The organism is Actinomadura rupiterrae, from assembly GCF_024172125.1.
GTDB lineage: Bacteria > Actinomycetota > Actinomycetes > Streptosporangiales > Streptosporangiaceae > Spirillospora > Spirillospora rupiterrae.
Genome location: NZ_JAMZEA010000003.1, coordinates 40,369 through 60,311, shown reverse-complemented (window position 1 = coordinate 60,311; position 19,943 = coordinate 40,369). Strand labels below are relative to the sequence as shown.

Sequence of the window (19,943 nt, the reverse complement as noted above, 5' to 3'; positions counted from 1 at the left end):
TGGCCGGAGGGACCCGCGGACGGTGGCCGGAGGGGCCCGCGGGTAGCATCCGCGCCATGCGATCGCGACGTACCACCCTGGCCGTCCCGGGCAGCAACCCGCGGTTCATCGAGAAGGCGCAGGGGCTCCCGGCGGACGAGATCTTCCTGGACCTGGAGGACGCCGTCGCGCCCTCGGCCAAGGCGGACGCCCGCAAGAACGTCGTGGCGGCGCTGAACGAGGGGGACTGGGCGGGCAAGGTCCGGGTCGTCCGGATCAACGACCTGGACACGCCGTTCGCCTACCGGGACGTGATCGAGGTCGTCGAGGGCGCGGGCGCGAACCTCGACTGCGTGATGCTGCCCAAGGTCCAGGACGCCTCGCACGTCCAGTGGCTCGACCGGCTGATCACCCAGATCGAGCGCGCGACGGGCCTGCCGGTGGGACGCATCGGCATCGAGGCGCAGATCGAGGACGCGCGCGGGATGACGGACATCGACGCGATCGCCGCGTCCTCGCCCCGGCTGGAGACGCTGGTGTTCGGGCCGGGCGACTTCATGGCGTCCATCAACATGAAGACGCTGGTCGTGGGGGAGCAGCCGCCCGGATACACCGAGGGCGACGCCTACCACTACATCCTGATGCGGATCCTGCTCGCCGCGCGGGCGCACGATCTCCAGGCCATCGACGGCCCGTACTTCAACGTCCGGGACGTGGACGCGTTCCGGCGCGTCGCGCAGCGCTCGGCGGCGCTCGGCTTCGACGGCAAGTGGGTGCTGCACCCGTCCCAGGTGGACGCGGGGAACGAGGTGTTCTCCCCGTCCCAGGAGGACTACGACCACGCCGAGCTGATCCTGGACGCCTACGCGCACGCGACGTCCGTGGAGGGACGCGGCGCGGCGATGCTCGGGGACGAGATGATCGACGAGGCGTCCCGGAAGATGGCCCTCGTGATCGCCGCCAAGGGACGCGCCGCCGGACTCGCCCGGACCCGGACCTTCGAGCCGCCCGAAAGCTGAACCGTACCTGCGAACCTGCTGAGAGCTCGCCGCTTCGGCCGGGGTCCGGGACGCCGCGACCGTACTATCGTCCCGGGACCTTTCATGCGCTGACCGGGGGAGACGCAGGTGTCGCAGCATTCAGGGCCGCCGTCCGGACACGGCCCGCAGCCGGACCGTCCTGGCTGGGCACCCCCTGATCCCGCGCCCCAGGACTCCGGCCGTCCGCCCGCCGACCCTCCGCAGGCGGACGACCCGCAACCGCAGAACGGCGCCCACGCGGCCTCGCAGCACCCCCAAGCCTCACATCAGCCCCAGGACCCGCCGGGTTCGCAAGGCCCGCAAGGGGCCCAGGATCCGCAGCGGCCGCAAGGCCCGCAGGATGCGGAGTGGCCGCAAGGCCCGCAGGATTCGGAGTGGCTCTCAGGCGCGCAGGGTGCGCAAGGGCCGCAAGCTCAGCAAGTAGGGCAGTGGCCCTCCGGCCCGCAGTGGCCCTCCGGTCCGCATGGCGCGCAGCGGCCTTCAGCGCCTCAAGGAGCGCAGTGGCCGGCGGGGCCGCAGTGGCCTGCGCAGCCGCAGCCGCAGGGGCCGTGGGGATATGGGCCTCCGGGGTGGGGGCAGCAGCCTTATGCGTACGGGCAGCCGTACCAGGCGCCCAAGGTGCCCTGGGCGGACGAGCCGCCGCCCGGGAAGCGGTTCCACCAGCTCGCGCGGACGGCGCGGAACCGGTGGTGGCGGCCCCTGGTCGGGACGCTGTTCCTGGGGGCCGGTGCGCTGCTCGCGATGATCGTCCTGATCGTCCCGATGATGATCGTCTGGGCCGCGACCGGGCACGACATGGACGACTCGGGCAGCAAGGACTCGATCTTCGGGAGCACCAACGCCGACCTGGGCTTCAACCTGGCCGGGCTGGCGCTGATGACCCCGGTCGCGCTGTTCGCGGCGTGGTGGATCCAGCGCCGCCGCCCGGGGACGCTGCTGTCGGTGGCGGGCCGGATCCGGTGGCGCTGGCTGCTGGCGTGCTGCGGGTTGTCGCTGGCCTTCCTCGTCGTGTCGTTCGGCCTCTCGGTCGGCGTCGGCGCGCTGGGCGGGGACGGCGGCGGAGGGGACGACGGGCACTGGGTGGGCTGGGAGAGGTTCCTCGTTCCGGCCGTGCTGGCGCTCGTCCTCGTGCCGTTCCAGGCGACCGCCGAGGAGGTCGTGTTCCGCGGCTGGCTGATCCAGGCCGTCGGCGCGTACACGCTGGAGGGGCGCCGTCCGGCGATCGCGCGGGCGCTGAGCAGGGTGCTGCGGACGCCGTGGCCCGGCATCGTGGTCGCGGGCCTCGCGTTCACCGCCGGACACGACTACACCGGCTGGGGCCCGGTCGACATCTTCATGTTCGGTGCGGTGCTCGGGTTCCTGGCCGTCAGGACGGGCGGCCTGGAGTCCGGCATGGCCGTGCACACCTTCAACAACCTGATGTCGTTCCTCTTCCCGGCCGCGCTCGGGACGCTCGACCTCGACCAGGGCAGCGTCGGATGGCAGCCGGTCGTCGTGGACGTGTCGGCCCTCGTCCTGTACGCCCTGGCCGTCCTGTGGCTGGCCCGCCGCATGGGCATCGCGAACCGCACCCCGTCCGCCGACCCCCAGGATTCACCGAGCGCCGCCGCCGAGGACACCCCGCCTGCGGCAGCTCAGGACACGCCACCCGCCGCCGCCCAGAGCGCGCCGCCTGCCGTAGCCCAGGATTCGCCGCCTGCCGCAGTCGAAGACTCGCCGCCCGGCGCGCAAGCGCCGCAGGGCCTGCCGGCGCACGGAGCGGGCGATGTGCAGGTGCCGCCTGGGTGGCCGGCGCCTCAAGCGCCGCAGTGACCGGACGGTCAGGTCGGCGGGAGGATTCCCCAGCTGCGCAGGGCCTCCAGGAGGCCCGGGGTGACGGGGAGGGCGTCCAGGTCGGGGATCGGGACCCAGCGGGCGTCGGCGGCGTCGTCCCCGGCGCGGAGGGTGCCGCCGGTCGCGGTCGCCGCGTAGTCGTTGATCACGAAGGTGACGCCGTCCGGGCCCGGGCGCTCGACGGTTCCGGCGAGGGCGCCGACCGCGACGGTGAGGCCGGTCTCTTCGAGGAGCTCGCGCGCGACGGCCTCGGCGTCCGATTCGCCCGGTTCGACGCGTCCGCCGGGGACGGACCACAATCCTTCGCCGGGCGGGCGCCCGCGCCGCACCATCAGCAGTCTTCCCCGGTCGTCCCGCACGATCCCGCCCACGCAAAGAACCCGCATAGACATATTTGACCAGCCCGAGCTTGACGTTCGCGCGGGTGGCATCCCACGGTTGGTAGTTATGAAGGGCGAGACCGCGTGCCCGCGCTGCGCCGGACCCCTGCGCGCGCCGAACGCCTGGTCGAGTGACTGGTGGTGCACGGCGCACGGCGCCGTCCTGCCGAGGCAGCCCGCGAAGCGGCCCAACGAGGACGGGCTGACCGCCGTCCTGCGGGACGCGCGCGTGCCGGTGTGGCTGCCGTGGCCGCTGCCGAAGGGTTGGCTCGTGACCGGGTTCGCCACCGTCGGGGACGAGCGGACCGGTTCCCGCGCCGTCGGGGTCGCGCTGGCCGGGCCGGGCATGACCAGCGGGCCCGCCGAGGTGCTGCTGGTGGCGGAGGAGCCGGGCGTCGGGCTCGGCGCCTACTTCGCCGGGCTGCCGGGGCCCGATCCCGGCCTGGGCTTCGACTCCGACCCGCCGCACGTGAAGCTGGAGCTGAGCCGGGCGTCGGCGTCCCACGGCGTGGCGATGTGGGCCGTCCCGTCCGGCGACGACCGCGCCGTCTACGTGGGCGAGGCGAAGGGCCTCTGGCTGTGGGCGGTGCTGTGGCCGGCCGAGGCGGGGGCGCTGATGCTCGAACGGCCGCCCCTGCTGGACCTCCGCGACCCGGGCCTGGAGATCAGCGTCCCCTTCGGCGCCCCGTCCCCGCTGCTCGACGCCGAACCCCCCGAAGCCTGACCCCGGCACGTAGCCTCGGGGGATGCGGATCGATCTGCACACGCACAGCAGCGCGTCCGACGGGACGCGTCCGCCCGCCGAGGTGGTGCGGCGCGCGGCGGCGGCCGGGGTGGACGTCGTGGCGCTCACCGACCACGACACCGCGCTGGGCTGGGACGAGGCGTCCGCCGCGCTGCCCCGCGGCCTGACGCTCGTCGCGGGCATGGAGATCTCCTGCGAGCTGGACGGCCGCAGCCTGCACCTGCTCGGCTACCTGTTCGACCCGGACGACCCGGAGCTGCGCGCCGAGCTGGACCGCGTCCGGGAGTCCCGCGACAGCCGCGGCCGCGCGATGGTCGAGCGGCTCCGCGCGCTCGGCTCGCCGGTCACGATGGAGCAGGTCGAGCGGATCGCGGGTGGCGCGCGGATCGGCCGTCCGCACATCGCCCGCGCCATGGTCGAGGTCGGCACCGTCGCGTCCGTCGAGGACGCCTTCACCCCCGACTGGATCGGCGCGGACGGCCGCGCGCACGCGACGCGCTATGCGCTGGACCCCGTCCGGGCCGTCCGGCTGGTGCGGGACGCGGGCGGCGTGTCCGTCCTCGCGCACCCGCGCGCGAGGCGGCGCGGCTACGTATTCGACGACGACGTCATCCGGACGCTGACCGCGGCCGGGCTGAACGGCGTGGAGATCGACCACCCCGACCACGCGCCCGACGACCGCGCGGCCCTGCGCGTCCTCGCGGCGGAGCTCGGCCTGGTCGGGACGGGCGCCAGCGACGACCACGGCGAGCTGACCGGCGACCGGATCGGCTGCGAGACGACCGCCCCCGAAGCCTACGAGCGTCTGCTCGGCGCCGCCGTGCGCGGGGCGCGGTAGGGTGCGGGCGTGGACGTGCGCATCGAACAGGTGGTGACGTCGGGTCGGGTGACCCTGGACGACACCGAGTACGAGGTCGAGACCAACACCTACATCGTCGGGGACGACGAGGAGGTCATCGTCATCGACCCGGCGAACGACGCCGAGGCCATCCTCAAGGAGGTCGGCGACCGCGAGGTCATGGCCGTCCTGCTGACCGACGGCAACGAGCACCACCTCGCGGTGGTGCTGGAGGTCGCCGCGGCCGGCGAGGAGGACGAGGAGAACTGGGCCCCGATCGCCCTGCACCGCTCCGACCGGCGGCTCTGGCGCGACTACTTCGCCCTCCTGGCCCGCGAGGAGGAGGACGAGGACGACGCCAAGGCGCTGCGCGCGCTGGAGGCCGACATCTGGCTGGAGGACGGCGGCGTCTTCGAGATCGGCGACGTCCAGCTGGAGGTCACGCACACCCCCGGCCACACCCCGGGCAGCGTCTGCGTGATCAGCGAGCAGCTCGACGTGCTGTTCTCCGGCGACACCCTGCACCGCGGCCGGCCGGGCTCGATCGGCGGCGCCTACGAGGACCTGCGCCAGCAGCTCAACTCGATCGGCTCGCTGCTCACCCCGCTGCCGAAGGACATGCGGGTGCTGCCGGGCCAGGGCGAGGAGACGACGGTCGGCGACGAGGACGCGCGCTGGGAGAGCTGGGGCGCGCTCGCCACCGAGTCCGACGACGAGTAGCCCCCGGTCTTGGAGCAGCAGCAGCTCGGCTTCGAGGGCATGCCGCGGCGGCTCTACACCTGCACGCCGTCGCGGCTGAACGCCTGGCTGGACTGCCCGCGCCGGTACCGGATGACCTACCTGGACCGGCCGTCCCCGCCGAAGGGCCCGCCGTGGGCGCACAACAGCGTGGGCGCGAGCGTCCACAACGCGCTGGCGAACTGGTGGAAGCTCCCGCTTGAGGAGCGCACGCCGGAGGCCGCCGGGTCGCTGCTGCTGCGCGGCTGGCTGACCGACGGGTTCAAGGACGGCGAGCAGTCCGCGCGGTGGCGCTCGCGCGCCCGCGCGATGGTCGAGCGCTACGTCGCGAAGATCGACCCGGCGGACGAGCCGGTCGGCGTCGAGCGGACGGTCGCGACCCGCACGTCCCGGATCGCGGTGTCCGGACGCATCGACCGGCTGGACGAGCGCGACGGCGAGCTCGTCGTCGTCGACTACAAGACCGGACGGCACGTCCTCACGGCGGACGACGCGCGCGGCTCGCTGGCGCTGGCGATCTACGCGGTCGCGTCGTCCCGCGTGCTGCGCAAGCCTTGCTACAAGGTCGAGCTGCACCACCTGCCGTCGGGTGGGGTCGCGTCCTGGGAGCACACCGAGGAGTCCCTCGGACGCCACATCACCCGCGCCGAGCAGATCGCGGACGAGGCGTCCGCGGCCGACGAGGCGTACAAGGCGTCCCGAGTGCCACGTCCACGCACCGGAGACGCCCCGCCCGCCGTCGACCACGGACCCTGGGACGAGCTGTTCCCGCCGCGTCCGAGCAACCTGTGCTCCTGGTGCGACTTCGCCCGGCACTGCCCCGAAGGCCAGCAGGCCGCGCCGCGCAAGGACCCCTGGGCCTCCCTGACCGCCGCCGAGGCCGAAACCGGCTGAGCCCGCCGTCGTGGGGTCTGGACGGGCGTCAGGCCGGTGTGGGGGTCTGGACGGGCGTCAGGCCAGATGGGGTCTGGACGGGGTCGCGTGGGGCCTGGACGGGCGTCAGGCGGGCGTGAGGGCGTTCTGGGGCCAGCGGCGGGGGTCGCGTAGGCCGTAGAGGCCGTGGGCCGTGTCGTAGCCTTCTGCGGCCAGCCGCTGCCGGGCGCGTTCGAGCATGTCGCGGGTGGGCTTGGCGAAGGCGTAGTCGTGCAGGCGCTCGGGGACGGTGCTCAGGGCCGTCCGGAAGGAGCGCAGCGCGGCCGTGACGGCGGGCTGCGGCACCTCGGGCAGGACGCCGTACATCCGGCGCGCCCAGGCGGGCAGCGAGTAGTAGCAGAGCGCGCCGAACGGGAAGTAGCCCGGCTTGCCCGGCGACAGGAACCGGAGGTTCTCCGGCAGGTTCGGCCACATCAGGAACCGGACGGTCGCGGCGGCCTCCTCGGTGACGCGCAGCTGCGGCCGCATGTCGTTGATGTACTCGTCCATCTCGCGGACGCTGCCGGGGACGTCCTCGGCGTGCAGGCCGACGAACGTGGCGGTGTGGCGCTGCTCGTCCAGGTAGCGGTCGGCCATGGCGTCGGTCAGGGGCAGGCCGGAGCGGCGCGCGGTCTCCAGATAGGAGTACACCTCGGCGCAGTGCACCCAGAGCAGCAGCTCGGGCTGGTCGAGGCGCTCCTTCTTGCCGGTGTCGTGGTTGAGGATCCGCAGGCTCCGGTGGATCCCGCGGACCCGCGCCGCCAGCTCGTCGATCTCGGCCGGGCTGCCGAACGTCGCGACCCCGACGAAGTCGGCGGTGCGCTGGAGCCGCCCGAAAGGGTCCTCCTGGAAGTTGGAGTTCTGCCAGACGCCCCACATCGCGACGGGATGCAGCGCCTGCAACATCAGCCCGCGGACGCCGCCGATCCACATGGACCGGTCGATGTGCACGCGCCATGTGACGCTTTCGGGGGGAGCGACCGTTGCCGCCATCACGCACCTCCGGTGAGACAAACTCCGGTAAGTGTGTCATTACAGAATCGAGTTCTGCTACCCGGGGTGCGCCAAGTCACCCCGCGCCCCGGGGTCCGCTTCTACCGGAGGGTGCGTTCGGCGGCGGCCCAGAAGTCGGTGAGCGCGGCGGCGGCGGTCTCCGGGGCGTCCACGGCGGGGGAGTGCGCAGCGCTCGGGATCACGACCTTGCGGGCGCCGAGCCGCTCGGCCATCGCGGCCTGGACGCGCGGGTCCCACACGTCGTCGTCCTCGCCGTACAGGACGAGCGTGTGCAGGCCCTCGTCCGCGACCAGCTTGGCCAGCTCGTCCACGCGGTCGGGGCAGGAGGTCAGCTCGGTCGCCATCGCCATCAGGCCGGTCTCGCAGTTGCCGAGCGTCCGCGCCTTGAGGAACTCCACGATCTCCGGCGGGACGCCGCGTCCGACCGCGTCCGGCCCGAGCACCAGGTCCCAGATCTGCGCCATGCCGAGCTGCGGGATCGAGTCGCGCAGCAGCAGGGCCTTGTCGGCGGACGGCCCGGTCAGCGCGCCCGGGCCCGAGCTCATCAGCGTCAGGGACGCCACCGGGACCGTCCCGGCGAGGACGGTCTCGCGCGCCACCAGGCCGCCGAACGAGTGCCCGACCAGGTGGACGGGCAGGTCCGCGCCGAGCGACTCGGCGAGCGCCGCGACGTCCGCGCCGAGCGCGGCGCGCGTGTACGCCTCCGGGCCCGTCCCGGCCGGGGACTCGTACTGGCCGCGCAGGTCGACCGCGAGGACGCGCCGTCCGGACGCGGCGAGCGTCTGGAGGACGGCGAGGAAGTCCTCCTTGCTCCCGGTGAAGCCCGGGACGAGCAGGGCGGGCCACCGTTCGGGCACGCCCGACCCGGGCAGCGCCTCCAGAGCCGCGAACCTCCCGCGGGAGGTCTCGGCGAACGTCCGGCGCACTCCGGAGGGCAGGGACAGAAACCGGGGCGTACTCACGGGCCGCCAGCATACTGAACGGCCCGGTCGCGACACCGGTCAAGAAGCCACGGTGGTAGCGTTCGGGCCGTGGCTCCGTACCCGGCGGTCTCCGCCCACCGCCGCGACGCGGCGGGCCTGACCGGACTCCAGGACGCCGCCCGCTCGGGCGCCGACTACGTCGAGATCGACGTCCGCCGCACCGGCGACGGCGCCCTCGTCGTCCACCACGATCCCACCGTCGGCGGCCTGCCGCTGGCACGGCTCGCCCACGACCGCGCGGTCTCCCTCGCCGACAACGAGATCCCGCTGGTCAGCGAGGCGATGGAGATCATCGCCGGGCACGCCCGGGGCCACCTGGACCTCAAGGAGCGCGGCTGCGAGACCGAGCTGGTCGAGATGGCCGAGGCCGCCTTCGGCCCGGACGGCTTCGTCGTCACCACCCGCGACCCCGCCAGCATCAAGCAGATCAAGGCCGGCTTCCCGCACGTCCGGGTGGCGATCTCGGTCGGCCGCAGCCTGTGGGAGCGCGGCGCGCACCGCGACTTCGCGCCGGTCCGCGCGATCCGCGCCTCGGGCGCCGACCTCGTCGCGCTGAACCACCGGCTGGCCCGCGTCGGCGTCCTGACCCAGATCGCCCGCGCCGGCTTCCCCGCGATGATCTGGACCGTCAACGACGAGCCGCAGATGCGCCGCTTCCTCGCCGACGGCCGCGTCGAGGTCCTGATCACCGACCACCCACGCCAAGCCCTGGCCCTCCGCGCGTCTTTATCGCAGTCACGGCCCACTTCGCTCGCCTAGGGCTCGCTACGTGACCGCGCCTGGGCGAACACGGCATCGCTTCGCGATCAACCCGGCTTCGCTCGCCTTCGGCTTCGCTCCGCCGGGTTGGTAACGCGTTCGCGCGCGTGGCTGGGGTGGTGGCGCGGCTGCTCGGGTCGCCTTCAGTTCCGTGCTGCCTGGGCGCGGGTGTCCTGGGCGGCTTCGAAACAGGCCCAGGCCCGGCGCTCGTCCGGACGTGCTCGGGGGCGGGGGCCCGGAGGTCAGCCGGTGGTGCTGGGACGGCCGTTTTCCAGGTGGGCCATGAGGCGGCGGTGGAAGGTGGGGTCCTCGGGGGTTGTGATGTCCAGGTCGTACCAGCCGTTGCGGGTTTGCCAGGTGATCGTGCGGGTGGCGCCGGGGCCGAGGGTGATCTTCTTCGTGGACGTCCCGTAGGCGAGGGCGCGGAGGGTGAAGGTCAGCGTGTCCCGGCCGTGGTTGGCGAGGGTGATCGCGAGCGTGCGGTTCGCCTTCGGGGACGTCGTGACGTCGGCTTTCGCGGCTTTGCCCTTGGTCGTCCCGGCGAACTCGCGGCGGAAGCCGTTCGGGCCGGTCAGGGTCAGGCGGTAGCGGCCGTCCTGGAGGGGGATGCGGTCGGTCGCGGACTTCGCGACGTCGTAGTGGCGCGGCTTCGCGAACTCCTTCGCGTACGGGTAGAGGGCGAAATGCGTGGAACGCGGCCCGTCGTCCCGGAGGGTGAGGAGCAGCGCGCCGCCGTCCAGTCGGGCGCTCGCCTCGGGACGGTAGGGGAGCGGGCGCGCCGGACGCGTGCCCGGCTCGACCGCCGCGTCCTTCTGGACGATCGGGGGCAGCGCCGGCCAGCGGAAGTAGAACTTCGGCGGCGCCGAGGGCCGGTCCGGACGCGGCGGGCGGGCGCGGCGCGTGAAGTCGAACGCCGAGGTGAGGTCGCCCGCTACCGTCCGGCGCCACGCGCTGATGTTCGGTTCCCGGACGCCGAGCCAGCGCTCCATGAACCGGATCGTCGAGGTGTGGTCGAACACCTCCGAGCAGACGTTGCCGCCCGCCGTCCAGGGCGAGACCACGATCATCGGGACGCGGAACCCGAGGCCGACGGGCCTGCCGTCCACCCACTCGTCCTTCGCGGACGCGGGCGGCAGCGGCGGCGGGACGTGGTCGAAGTAGCCGTCGTTCTCGTCGAACAGCAGGAACAGCGCCGTCGACCCCCACACGTCCGGACGCGAGGCCAGCGCGTCCAGGACCTCGTAGGTGATGCCCGCGCCCTGGACCGGGCTGCCCGAACTCGGGTGCTCGGAGTCCGCGGCGGACGCCACGATGTACGAAACCTGGGGAAGCCGTCCGTGCTCGACCGTTTCGCGGAAGGACTTCGCGAGCGTCCCGCCCCGGACGCGGCGGAGGGCGCGCTCGAACAGGTCCCGTTCGTTCGCCGGGAGCGCCGCGACGGCCTTGTCCAGGTCGGCGAGCATCGTGGCCTGGTCGGCGGGCTTGGCCTTCGCGACGTCCCCGTAGAAGGCGGTCAGGCTCTTGTACTGGCTGAACGAGCCGAGCGCCGTCCGCATGACCTTCTTGAACGTGACGAGGAATTCGAGCGGGTTGTCAGTGAAGTTGTCCCACTCCTGGAAGACGCGCCAGCTGACACCGGCCTTCGACAGGCGCTCGGCATAGGACGTGAGCGCGTAGCCCGGATGCGTGTCCTCGCTGTAGGCGTCGTTCTCGACCGCGCGGTGCCCGTTGGCCTCATAGCCGATCGTGCCCGTCCAGTGGAACGTCCGGTTGGGGTTGGTCGGGCCGAACACCGAGCAGTGGTAGGCGTCGCAGATCGTGAACGTGTCGGCCAGCTCGTACTGGAACGGCAGGTCGCGGCGGTCGTAGTGGACCATCGTGGGCAGCTGCTTGGCCGCGATCCAGCCGTCGTGCCAGCCGTCCCCGCGCGCCTTCTGGCCGCCGTCCCACGAGTGGTCGAGGCCCGCGATGTAGTTGACGTCGGTCAGCGGGCCGTGGCCCACCGCGTCCCGCGCGAGGAACGGCTTGACGCGGCGCAGCAGGCCCTTCTGCTCGAACACCGGGTATCCGTCGGGCAGCTCGATCGCGTTCCGGTCGCCGTACCCGCGCACGCCCCGCAGCGTCCCGAAGTAGTGGTCGAAGCTGCGGTTCTCCTGCATCAGGAACACCACGTGCTTGATCGCTTTCAGCCCGCCCGGCGGCAGCGGACGGGCCAGCGCGGCGTGCACGGACGGCGGCAGCAGCGACGCCGCCGCGCCCCCGGCGACGGCCGCGCCGGACGCGAGGAAACGGCGGCGAGAGGGACCGGAACTCATGCCCAGAACGCTGATCGCACCCGGTAACGGCAACGCGGCGAACCCGCATCACCCCGGCAACAAACATGAAAATCCCTCAGCTCCGCCCCGCGCGGGCCTGGACGCGAAAACGCCGGCCCCGGGATTCCGGGACCGGCGTTCACTGGTGGGTTCAGACGCCCTGGGGCTCCTCGACCGGTGCTCCGGCGGCGCGCTTGGCCCGTCGGGGCTTGGCGTCCGCCGCAGGGCCGTCCGTCTCGGCCACCGCCGCCTTGCGCGTCCGCGCGGGCTTCGCGGGGGCGTCCTCGGCAGCGGCTGCGGCCTTGCGCGTCCGGGTGCGCTTGGGCGCGGTCTCCGCAGTGACCGTGTCCGTGGTGGACGCGTCCACCGCGCTGACAGTGGCCTTGCGCGCACGAGTGCGCTTGGGCGCGACGTCCGCCGTGGCTTCCGCAGGGGACGCCTCGGGCGTTGCGGCAGCGGTCTTGCGCGTCCGGGTGCGCTTCGGGGCAGCCTCGGCCGCGTCAGCGGTGTCGGTCGCGTCCGTTGCGCTGGCCGTGGTCTTGCGCGTCCGCTTGGGTGCGGCCTCCGTCGTGGTGTCCATAGGGGACGCCTCGGGCGCTGCGCTCGCGGCCTTACGCGTTCGGGTGCGCTTCGGCGCCGCCTCAGCGGTGTCGGACGCGTCCGTCGCGCTGGCTGCGGCCTTGCGGGTGCGCTTGGGGGCGGCTTCGGCCGTGGCGTCCACAGGGGACGCGTCGGGCGTTGCTGCGGCCTTGCGCGTGCGAGCGGGCTTGGCTTCGGCGGTGGCCTGGGCCTCCGCGTCGCTTGCGCTTGCGGCGGTCTTGCGCGTCCGCGTGCGCTTCGGAGCGGCCTCAGCCGCGTCAGCGGTGTCAGTCGCGCTGGCCGTGGCCTTGCGGGTGCGCTTCGGCGCGGCGTCCGTCGTAGCGTCCGCAGGGGACGCGTCGGGCGTCGTGGTCGCGGCCTTGCGGGTTCGCGCGCGCTTGGGTGCAGCCTCAGCGGTGTCGGACGCGTCCGACGTGCTGGTTGCGGTCTTGCGCGTGCGGGCCGGCTTGGCCTGGGCCTCCGCGTCACCCGCGCTTGCGGCGGTCTTGCGGGTCCGCGTGCGCTTGGGCGCGGCCTCGACCGCGTCAGCGGTGTCGGTCGCGTCCGTCACCTTGGCCGTGGCCGTGCGGGTGCGCTTGGGTGCGACCTCCGCCGTGGCGTCCACAGGGGACGCCTCGGGCGCTGCGGTCGCAACCTTGCGCGTCCGCGTGCGCTTCGGCGCGGCGTCGGCGGCGTTCGCGGCTTCGGTCGCGTCCGGGACACCGGCCGTGGCCTCAGTTGCGCTCGCGGTGGCCTTGCGGGTCCGCGTGCGCCTCGGAGCGGTCTCGGCGGACGTGTCCGCGTCGGCTGCGTCCGTCACGCTGGCCGTGGCCTTGCGGGTGCGCGTGGGTGCGGGTTCGGCCGTGGCGTCCACAGGGGACGCGTCGGGCGTGGCTGCGGCCTCGCTGGTGCTCGCGGCGGTCTTGCGGGTCCGCGTGCGCTTCGGAGCGGCCTCGGTCGCCTCAGCGGTGTCCGTCGCGCTGGCCGCGGCCTTGCGGGTGCGGGTGCGCTTCGGAGCGGTTTCGGTGGTGGCCTTGCGGGCGGCTTCGCGTTCGGCGGCGAGGGCCTCGTCCTGGGACGTGGTCACGCGGCGGCGCTTGGGCTGCTCGTCCACCAGGGCCTCGGACGGGGCCGGGGTGTCCTGGGTGGCCGGGATCGCGGGGACGGCGGTGTCCTTGCGGCCGCGGTTGCGCTTGCGGCGGCGCGGGGACGCGGTCTCCGGCGATTCGGTCGACACGGGCGTCTCGGCGGGGCGCTCGTCGCGCTGGACGGGCTGCTCGACCGGACGGCCGTTGCGGGTGCGGGTGCGGGAACGCGAGCGGCGGTTGCGGCGGGGACGGGCCTCGTCGCGGTCGCGGTCGCGGTCACGGTCGTGGTCGCGCTCGCGGGTGCGGGTCTTGCCGGTCTCGCCGATGTCCTCCAGCTTCTCGGCCTCCAGGCCCGCGCGGCCGTGCCGCTGGTCCTTGGGCAGGGTGCCCCGGGTGCCCTTGGGGATGCCGAGGGCCTCGAAGAAGTGGGGGCTGCTGGAGTAGGTCTCCTCGGGCTGGGCGAAGTCCAGGCCGAGGGTGCCGTTGATCAGCTTCCAGCGCGGGATGTCGGACCAGTCGACCAGGGTCACCGAGGTGCCCTCGCGGCCCGCGCGGCCGGTGCGGCCGATGCGGTGCACGTAGGTGTCGGCGCTGTCGGGGCACTCGAAGTTGACCACGTGCGTGACGTCGTCCACGTCGAGGCCGCGCGCGGCGACGTCGGTGGCGACCAGCACGTCGATCTTGCCCGCGCGGAACGCGCGCAGCGCGCGCTCGCGCTGGGACTGGCCGAGGTCGCCGTGCACGGCGGCGGCGTCGAAGCCGCGCTGGCACAGGTCGGCCGCGACGCGGTCGCAGGCGCGCTTGGTCTGGCAGAAGACCATGGTCAGGCCGCGGCCCTCCGCCTGCAGCAGGCGGGCGACCATCTCGGGCTTGTCCATCTGGTGGGCCTGCCACACGAACTGCTGGACCTGCGGCGTGGCCTCGGACTCGGTGTGCGCCTCGGCGCGGACGTTGGTCGGGCGGGTGAGGTAGCGGCGCGACAGCGCGGCGATCTCGCCCGGCATGGTGGCCGAGAACAGCATGGTCTGCCGCCGCTCGGGCACCCGGCTGATGATCCGCTCGATGTCGGGCAGGAACCCGAGGTCGAGCATGCGGTCGGCCTCGTCCAGGACGAGGACGGCGACCTCGGACAGGTCGAGGTGCTTCTGCTTGGCCAGGTCGAGCAGCCGGCCGGGGGTGCCGACGACGACGTCCACCCCGGTGCGCAGCGCCTCGATCTGCGGCTCGTACGCGCGGCCGCCGTAGACCGACAGCACGCGGGTGCCGAGCTTGCCGCCGGCGACCAGCAGGTCGTCGGTGACCTGCAGGGCCAGCTCGCGGGTCGGTGCGATGACCAGGGCCTGCGGCTTGCGGCCGCCGTGCTTGATGCGCTGCAGCGCGGCCACGCCGAACGCCAGCGTCTTGCCGGTGCCCGTGCGGGCCTGGCCGATGATGTCGTGGCCGCCCAGCGCGATCGGCAGGGCGAGCTCCTGGATGGGGAACGCGTCGACGATGCCCTCGGCTTCGAGGGCATCGGCTATCTCGGGTACGACCCCGAGTTCGGCGAAGGTAGTCAGGGCTTCCAGCCTCCAATATGCGGGGTCCTCGCTCCCGGTCGCGGCGCAGCGCCGTCGGCTCCGCCGGAGCCCGTCCACCGGTGCTCCGGGCCGACCTGGCACGGCTGCGTTCCCGGCGGGGCCTTCAGTGCCCGCCGGTCGCTTTCCGTGGCCGCGCGCTCGCGCGGGAGGGACCAGCCGTCGATCAATTCCTTACGGCGACCGCAGTCAGGGGTTGAAAGCAGTCACTCATTGTGGCTGCGTGCGGTCACACTCCGCGACGCAGTGTACCGGCGCCGGTGTCACTACACCAATAGCCGATCACCTGTCCCAACGTTTCCGAGATCGGGGGTATTCCGCGCGCCTTGCCGGACCGGCGTTTTCCGGGCGCCGGAAGGCCGCGGATGGCCGGGAGTGGCCGCCGCTCCGGCCGGATGCTGACATTCTGTGATCCGCCAGGTTTGCGGACGAGGGAGGCGGAACGCATGCGGACGGTCGTGCGGTGGGTGGCGGCGGTCACGGTGGTCGGGGCGGCGCTCGGCGGCTGCTCGTCCGGGAAGTCCAAGGGCGGCCCGGACGTCCCGGACAAGGGGACGATCGTCGTGCACGACAACAGCGAGCACCCCGGCCAGTTCGTCAAGTTCAAGGACGCCGAGTACGTCAAGGTCGCCGGGCTGCCCGACAAGGCCGCCGAGCAGCGCATCGGCCAGGCGTTCCACGGCCCGCTGGACTGGACGGTGAAGTGGCTCGGCGCGACCCTGGACGCCGACCGCAAGAACCAGTGCAAGGGCAAGACCAGCATCGTCCAGACCAAGGTCAGGCTGGGCCTCGGCGGCCCGGACATCGTGTCCGCGAACAACTCGATCATCATGATCCCCTGCTACGAGAGCGAGGAGGCGCTGCCGACCGTTCCGGTCACCGTGGACGTGAAGGCCGGCAAGGCCCTCACCGCGCCGGACGTGCTGACCGACAAGACGCTGAACGACCCGAAGCCCCTGTGGGACGCGCTGTCCGGCCCGAAGGACGACTGGAAGCAATGCGAGCTGGCCGACATCAAGCGCAAGGACTTCCTGCCCGGTAAGCAGGACGGCCCGGTCGAGACGCCGCCGTCCGCGGGGCTGTTCTTCGACAAGCAGGGCCTGAACCTGATCTGGTCCACGATCGGCACCGACTGCTCCAGCTTCACTTTCTCCGCGCCTTACGCCAAGCTCAAGGACCTGGTGAAGCCCGACCTCCTGACCCGCCTCCAAACCGCCGCGACCGCGAAATGATCACTCCCTCCGATAACACGCCGGAAAACCCCGTCCACTTAGGCGATTCCGCGCTCTCGCCCGATTCGCCCGCGCCTCCCGGGGCGCGCGATTCGTCCGATCCTGCCGAGCCGCGGGTTTCGGGTGGGCGGTGGCGGGTGGGCGGGTTCGAGGAGGTGCGGGAGCTGGGGGCGGGCGCGCAGGGGCGGGTCGTCCTGGCGCGGCACGAGGGGGACGGGACGGCCGTCGCGATCAAGTACCTGAACGTCCCGGCGGACGATCCGGACGAGCGCGAGCGGCGCCTCGCGCGCCTGCGGGACGAGGCGGTGATGCTCGGCCGGGTCGCCGACCCGCACGTGGTGCGGCTGTTCCGGTTCGTGACGGCGCCGGAGGGCGCGGCGCTGGTCATGGAGGCGGTGGACGGCGTGCCGCTGGCGCGCGTCCTCGCCGAGAACGGCGCGCTCGCGCCCGAGGCGGCGCTGACCGTCCTCAAGGGGTCGCTGCGCGGCCTGGCCGCCGCGCACAAGGCCGGGATCGTGCACCGCGACTACAAGCCCGGGAACGTGGTCGTCCGGCCGGACGGGCTGAGCAAGCTGGTGGACTTCGGGATCGCGGTCCCGGTCGGCGAGGCGTCCGCCGTGGGCACGCCCGCCTACATGGCGCCCGAGCAGTGGCGCGGCGGGCCCGCCTCGCCCGCGACCGACGTGTACGCGGCGACCTGCGTGTTCGTGGAGGCCGTCACGGGGGAGCGGCCGTTCAGCGCGAGCAGCCAGGCGGCGCTCGCGAACCTGCACCTCACCGCGCCGCCGCCGCTGGAGCGCCTGCCCGAGCCGCTGCGACCGCTGGTGGGACGCGGCATGGCCAAGGACGCGGCGGACCGTCCGCCCTCCGCGGCCGCCTTCGCCGCCGAGCTGGAGGCCGTCGCGTCCGCCGCGTACGGGCCGGAATGGGAGTCACGGGGCGTCCGCGTCCTGGCCGGGCTCGCGATGGCGCTGGCCGCGTTCTTCCCGGCAGCCGCGCTCGGCGGCGCGTCCCTCGGCGGGACGGCCGCGGGCACGGCCGGAGCTGCGGGCATCGCCGGCGGAGGCGGCCTGCTCGCCGCGACCGGCGCGAAGGTCGCGGCGGCCGTCGTCGCGACCGCGATCGTCGCGGGCGGCGCCGGGACCTACGTCGCCGTGACCAACCCCGGCCACCCGGCCGCGCGCCCGTCCCCGAAGGCGCTGAAGATCACGCTGGCGAGCGTCACGACCGTCTTCCACGCCCCGGACGCCACCGCGACCGTCGCCTACCCGCGCGTGACGGGCCTCGCCTCGCCCGACCTGGAGAACCGCGTCAACAGGATCCTCCGCGCTCCGGCGGACGAGTGGTCCAAGGCCGTCCACGAGGACTACGGCGGCTTTGTCGGGACGAAGGCGCCGCCCGGTCCGCTGTTCCGCCCGGCCGCGGTCGTCGACTTCGGGCTGAAGGGGCCGCGCTACCTCTCCGTCCGGTACCGGCCGGTCGTCGCGTGGCGGAACACGCCCCAGAAGACCATCGTCACGGTGGACCTCGCGACCGGGACGAGGCTGGACAACCGTGACCTGCTGCTCCCCGCTGTGGACACCGTCCCTGGCGCCCGCGACCTGACGCTCCTTCTCGAACGGCACACGGCCACCGGCGTGCTCTGCAAGGGAGTGCCGCATCCGACCGGCCCCGAGACGGACCTGAAGCCCGAGGCGATCGAGAAGGGCTACGTGCGTCCACTGCTCACGGCCACGGGCGTCGAGTTCTACGTCCCCAAGGCCCTGCTCGGCTACGACATGGCCTGCAACCGGGCCGACGAGCCGGTCATCGTCCCGTACCGGGACCTGCGCGGAACGCTCCGCCCGAACATCCTCAAAGCGATCACCGGAACCTGACCCGCACGCCGCCCACCACCGCCCACCAGAGGCCGTCCGCCCGGGGGGCCGCTCACCGAGGTCCGCCCGCTGAGGGCCGCTCACCAAGGGCCGCCCGCCGAGGGACGTCCGCCGGGAGCCGCCTGCCGGGGACGTCCGCTGGGGGCCATTCGCTGGGGCCAGCCGCCGGGCTCGCCCGCTGAGGGGCGTCCGCCGGAGGGCGTCCGCTGGGGGCGTCCGCAGGGCCCGCCCGCCGAGAGGCATCCGCCGGAGGCGGGCCGCATCGCCCAGGGGCCGTCCGGGACGTCCTGGACGGGGCCGGACGCGCCGGAGCCCCCGTGTGCGGGCACGGGGGCTCCGGACCAGCGGGGCCGGGCGGCCGCCTCGCGGCGGCCGTCACAGGGGGTCTAGAAGTAGCTGCGGCGGCGCCTGCCCCAGCGGCCCGAGCCCCAGCGGCCCGTGCCGTGCGAGGTCAGCGCCACCACGCCGACCGCCGCGATGATCACGGCGAAGACGAAGGCGACGAACGAGCCGGCGCCGAGCGCGCTGGCGATGAGTCCGCCGAGGATCGCGCCGACCACGCCGACGCCGATGGTCAGCAGGATGCCGATCGGGTTGCGGCCGGGGACCAGCAGGCGCGCGAGCGCGCCGATCACCGCCCCCACCACGATGAACCAGAGGACCGTGAGCATGACTTTCGATCACCGTTCCGTGTTCGGGACGCCCCGCGGGGGTGCGGGTGGCCTGTCGGTGGTCGGTATGCCCCGTGTGCCGGATTCAAACGTCCCCGCCCGGCACCGGCCGATCAGGTGTAGGTGGTGCCGAACCCGACCGAGCGGCCCTCGTCCTCGGCGATCTCCAGGTAGCCGACGTGCGCGGCCGGGATCACGACCCGCCCGGCCTTGCTGTCCTGCAGCACGAACACGCCGCCGGACTCGGCGAGCGCCTCGGCGAGGACGCGCTGGACCTCGTCCGCCGACAGCGAGGTCTCGACCACCAGCTCCTTGGGGACGAACTGCACCCCGATGCGTACCTGCACGCGATAGCTCCCGTCTCAAGGTGAACGCGCCGCCCGGAAGGACGGCACCCCTCGATGCTGCCACGCCCGGGCCCCGGATCGCCGTCCCCGACCGCCGCGAACGCATACCCGGACGAGTCGGCGAGCGCAACCGGCGCGAACGCGTTACCAACCGTGCGGGACGACGCCGCAGGCGAGTCCCGCGCGGTTGATCGCGAAGCGATGCAGCGTTCGCACGAGCTTCCGGGCCGCGCCCGAGCCTTTAGGCGAGGGCGCGGAGCCGGAGGCTCAATGGGTACGCACGGAGCCGGAGGCTCAATGGGTACGCACGGAGCCGGAGGCTCAATGGGTACGCACGGAGCCGGAGGCTCAATGGGTACGCACGGAGCCGGAGGCTCAATACGTACGCGCGGAGCCGGAGGGTCAATGGGTACGCGGGAAGCCGGAGATGCCGCGCCAGGCGAGGCGGGCGATCATCTTCTCGGCGGTGTCCTTGGGGATCTTGCCGTGCTGGCCGAGCCAGTAGCGGGCGCTGACCTCGGCCATGCCGACCAGGCCCATGCCGAGCAGGTGCGCCTCGTCGCTGTCGGCGCCGGTGTCCTCGGCGATCACCTGGGCGACCATCTCGGCGCACTGGGTGTTGGCGCGCTCGACCCGCGCGCGGACGGGCGCCACGTTGCGCAGGTCGGACTCGAAGACCAGCCGGTAGGCCTCGCCGTCCCCGGCCACGAAGTCGTAGAACGCCTGCATGGCCGCCTGGACGCGCAGCTTGTTGTCGCTGGTGGACGCCAGGGCCTCCCGGACGGTGCGGACCAGCGCCTCGGCGTGCTCGTCGAGCAGCGCCAGGTACAGTTCCAGCTTGCCCGGGAAGTGCTGGTACAGCACGGGCTTGCTGACACCCGCCCGCTCGGCGATCTCGTCCATCGCCGCGGCGTGGTAGCCCTGGGCGACGAACACCTCCTGCGCTGCGCCGAGCAGCTGCCTGCGCCTGGCCAGACGCGGCAGGCGCGTGCCACGGGGGCGGGCGTCCGGGGTCGCGGTCACCACACTCTCCGATCAC

At 73.4% G+C, this 19,943-nt stretch carries 17 protein-coding genes; 9 read left to right on the top strand and 8 right to left on the bottom strand.

Annotated elements, in window-relative coordinates; translation table 11 throughout:
• Positions 1-56 precede the first annotated feature (56 nt).
• On the top strand, positions 57-998 hold the full coding sequence (locus FHU30_RS09130) for an HpcH/HpaI aldolase/citrate lyase family protein (protein WP_253874020.1): 942 nt from the start codon (positions 57-59) through the stop codon (positions 996-998).
• 639 nt (positions 999-1,637) lie between these two features.
• Complete coding sequence (locus tag FHU30_RS09125) at positions 1,638-2,831, top strand: CPBP family intramembrane glutamic endopeptidase (protein ID WP_253874018.1); 1,194 nt, start codon at positions 1,638-1,640, stop codon at positions 2,829-2,831.
• Positions 2,832-2,839: 8 nt separating this feature from the next.
• On the opposite strand, the gene FHU30_RS09120 is transcribed toward FHU30_RS09125, so the two are convergent.
• Positions 2,840-3,238 carry an NUDIX hydrolase gene (locus tag FHU30_RS09120; protein WP_253874016.1) on the bottom strand — a complete coding sequence of 133 codons (399 nt, stop codon included), beginning with the start codon at positions 3,236-3,238 and terminating at the stop codon, positions 2,840-2,842.
• Positions 3,239-3,299: 61 nt separating this feature from the next.
• Between FHU30_RS09120 and FHU30_RS09115 the strand changes: the two genes are divergently transcribed.
• Genes FHU30_RS09115 through FHU30_RS09100 form a run of 4 tightly spaced genes read left to right on the top strand, consistent with a single transcriptional unit; the run spans position 3,300 to position 6,447 of the window.
• Positions 3,300-3,956 (top strand): DUF6758 family protein, encoded by a 657-nt coding sequence (locus FHU30_RS09115; RefSeq protein WP_253874014.1) that lies wholly within the window; start codon positions 3,300-3,302, stop codon positions 3,954-3,956.
• A 22-nt stretch (positions 3,957-3,978) separates the two neighbouring features.
• A complete protein-coding gene (locus FHU30_RS09110; protein ID WP_253874012.1) occupies positions 3,979-4,815 on the top strand; it encodes a PHP domain-containing protein in 837 nt (278 codons plus the stop codon).
• A gap of 9 nt (positions 4,816-4,824) precedes the next feature.
• A complete protein-coding gene (locus tag FHU30_RS09105; protein ID WP_253874011.1) occupies positions 4,825-5,535 on the top strand; it encodes an MBL fold metallo-hydrolase in 711 nt (236 codons plus the stop codon).
• Positions 5,536-5,574: 39 nt separating this feature from the next.
• Positions 5,575-6,447, top strand: a complete 873-nt coding sequence (locus FHU30_RS09100; RefSeq protein WP_372503871.1) for a RecB family exonuclease — start codon at positions 5,575-5,577, stop codon at positions 6,445-6,447.
• A 105-nt stretch (positions 6,448-6,552) separates the two neighbouring features.
• Here the strand turns inward: FHU30_RS09100 and FHU30_RS09095 are convergent, their stop codons facing one another.
• Together FHU30_RS09095 and FHU30_RS09090 are read right to left on the bottom strand one after the other, a co-directional pair.
• A complete protein-coding gene (locus tag FHU30_RS09095) occupies positions 6,553-7,458 on the bottom strand; it encodes an oxygenase MpaB family protein (protein ID WP_253874007.1) in 906 nt (301 codons plus the stop codon).
• A gap of 101 nt (positions 7,459-7,559) precedes the next feature.
• Positions 7,560-8,441 (bottom strand): alpha/beta fold hydrolase, encoded by an 882-nt coding sequence (locus FHU30_RS09090; RefSeq protein WP_253874005.1) that lies wholly within the window; start codon positions 8,439-8,441, stop codon positions 7,560-7,562.
• Positions 8,442-8,510: 69 nt separating this feature from the next.
• On the opposite strand from FHU30_RS09090, the gene FHU30_RS09085 reads away from it, so the two are divergent.
• Entirely contained in the window at positions 8,511-9,221 is a 711-nt protein-coding gene (locus FHU30_RS09085; RefSeq protein ID WP_253874003.1) for a glycerophosphodiester phosphodiesterase, read from the top strand.
• Positions 9,222-9,463: 242 nt separating this feature from the next.
• On the opposite strand, the gene FHU30_RS09080 is transcribed toward FHU30_RS09085, so the two are convergent.
• Both FHU30_RS09080 and FHU30_RS09075 read right to left on the bottom strand, forming a co-directional pair.
• Positions 9,464-11,536 carry a phosphocholine-specific phospholipase C gene (locus FHU30_RS09080; protein ID WP_253874000.1) on the bottom strand — a complete coding sequence of 691 codons (2,073 nt, stop codon included), beginning with the start codon at positions 11,534-11,536 and terminating at the stop codon, positions 9,464-9,466.
• A 151-nt stretch (positions 11,537-11,687) separates the two neighbouring features.
• Positions 11,688-14,837 (bottom strand): DEAD/DEAH box helicase, encoded by a 3,150-nt coding sequence (locus FHU30_RS09075; RefSeq protein WP_372503857.1) that lies wholly within the window; start codon positions 14,835-14,837, stop codon positions 11,688-11,690.
• 386 nt (positions 14,838-15,223) lie between these two features.
• Here FHU30_RS09075 and FHU30_RS09070 point away from each other — a divergent pair, with 386 nt between their 5' ends.
• Entirely contained in the window at positions 15,224-16,009 is a 786-nt protein-coding gene (locus FHU30_RS09070) for a hypothetical protein (protein WP_253873999.1), read from the top strand.
• A gap of 137 nt (positions 16,010-16,146) precedes the next feature.
• The gene (locus FHU30_RS09065) at positions 16,147-17,886 is read left to right on the top strand and encodes a serine/threonine-protein kinase (RefSeq protein WP_253873997.1); all 1,740 of its coding nucleotides are present in this window, start codon (positions 16,147-16,149) and stop codon (positions 17,884-17,886) included.
• A gap of 386 nt (positions 17,887-18,272) precedes the next feature.
• Here FHU30_RS09065 and FHU30_RS09060 read toward each other — a convergent pair whose 3' ends face one another.
• The 3 genes from FHU30_RS09060 to FHU30_RS09050 all read right to left on the bottom strand — a co-directional run bounded on the left by FHU30_RS09060 (position 18,273) and on the right by FHU30_RS09050 (position 19,927).
• Positions 18,273-18,557 carry a GlsB/YeaQ/YmgE family stress response membrane protein gene (locus tag FHU30_RS09060; RefSeq protein WP_253873995.1) on the bottom strand — a complete coding sequence of 95 codons (285 nt, stop codon included), beginning with the start codon at positions 18,555-18,557 and terminating at the stop codon, positions 18,273-18,275.
• 113 nt (positions 18,558-18,670) lie between these two features.
• On the bottom strand, positions 18,671-18,904 hold the full coding sequence (locus FHU30_RS09055) for a DUF3107 domain-containing protein (protein WP_253873993.1): 234 nt from the start codon (positions 18,902-18,904) through the stop codon (positions 18,671-18,673).
• 402 nt (positions 18,905-19,306) lie between these two features.
• On the bottom strand, positions 19,307-19,927 hold the full coding sequence (locus FHU30_RS09050; RefSeq protein WP_253873991.1) for a TetR/AcrR family transcriptional regulator: 621 nt from the start codon (positions 19,925-19,927) through the stop codon (positions 19,307-19,309).
• Positions 19,928-19,943: the final 16 nt, after the last annotated feature.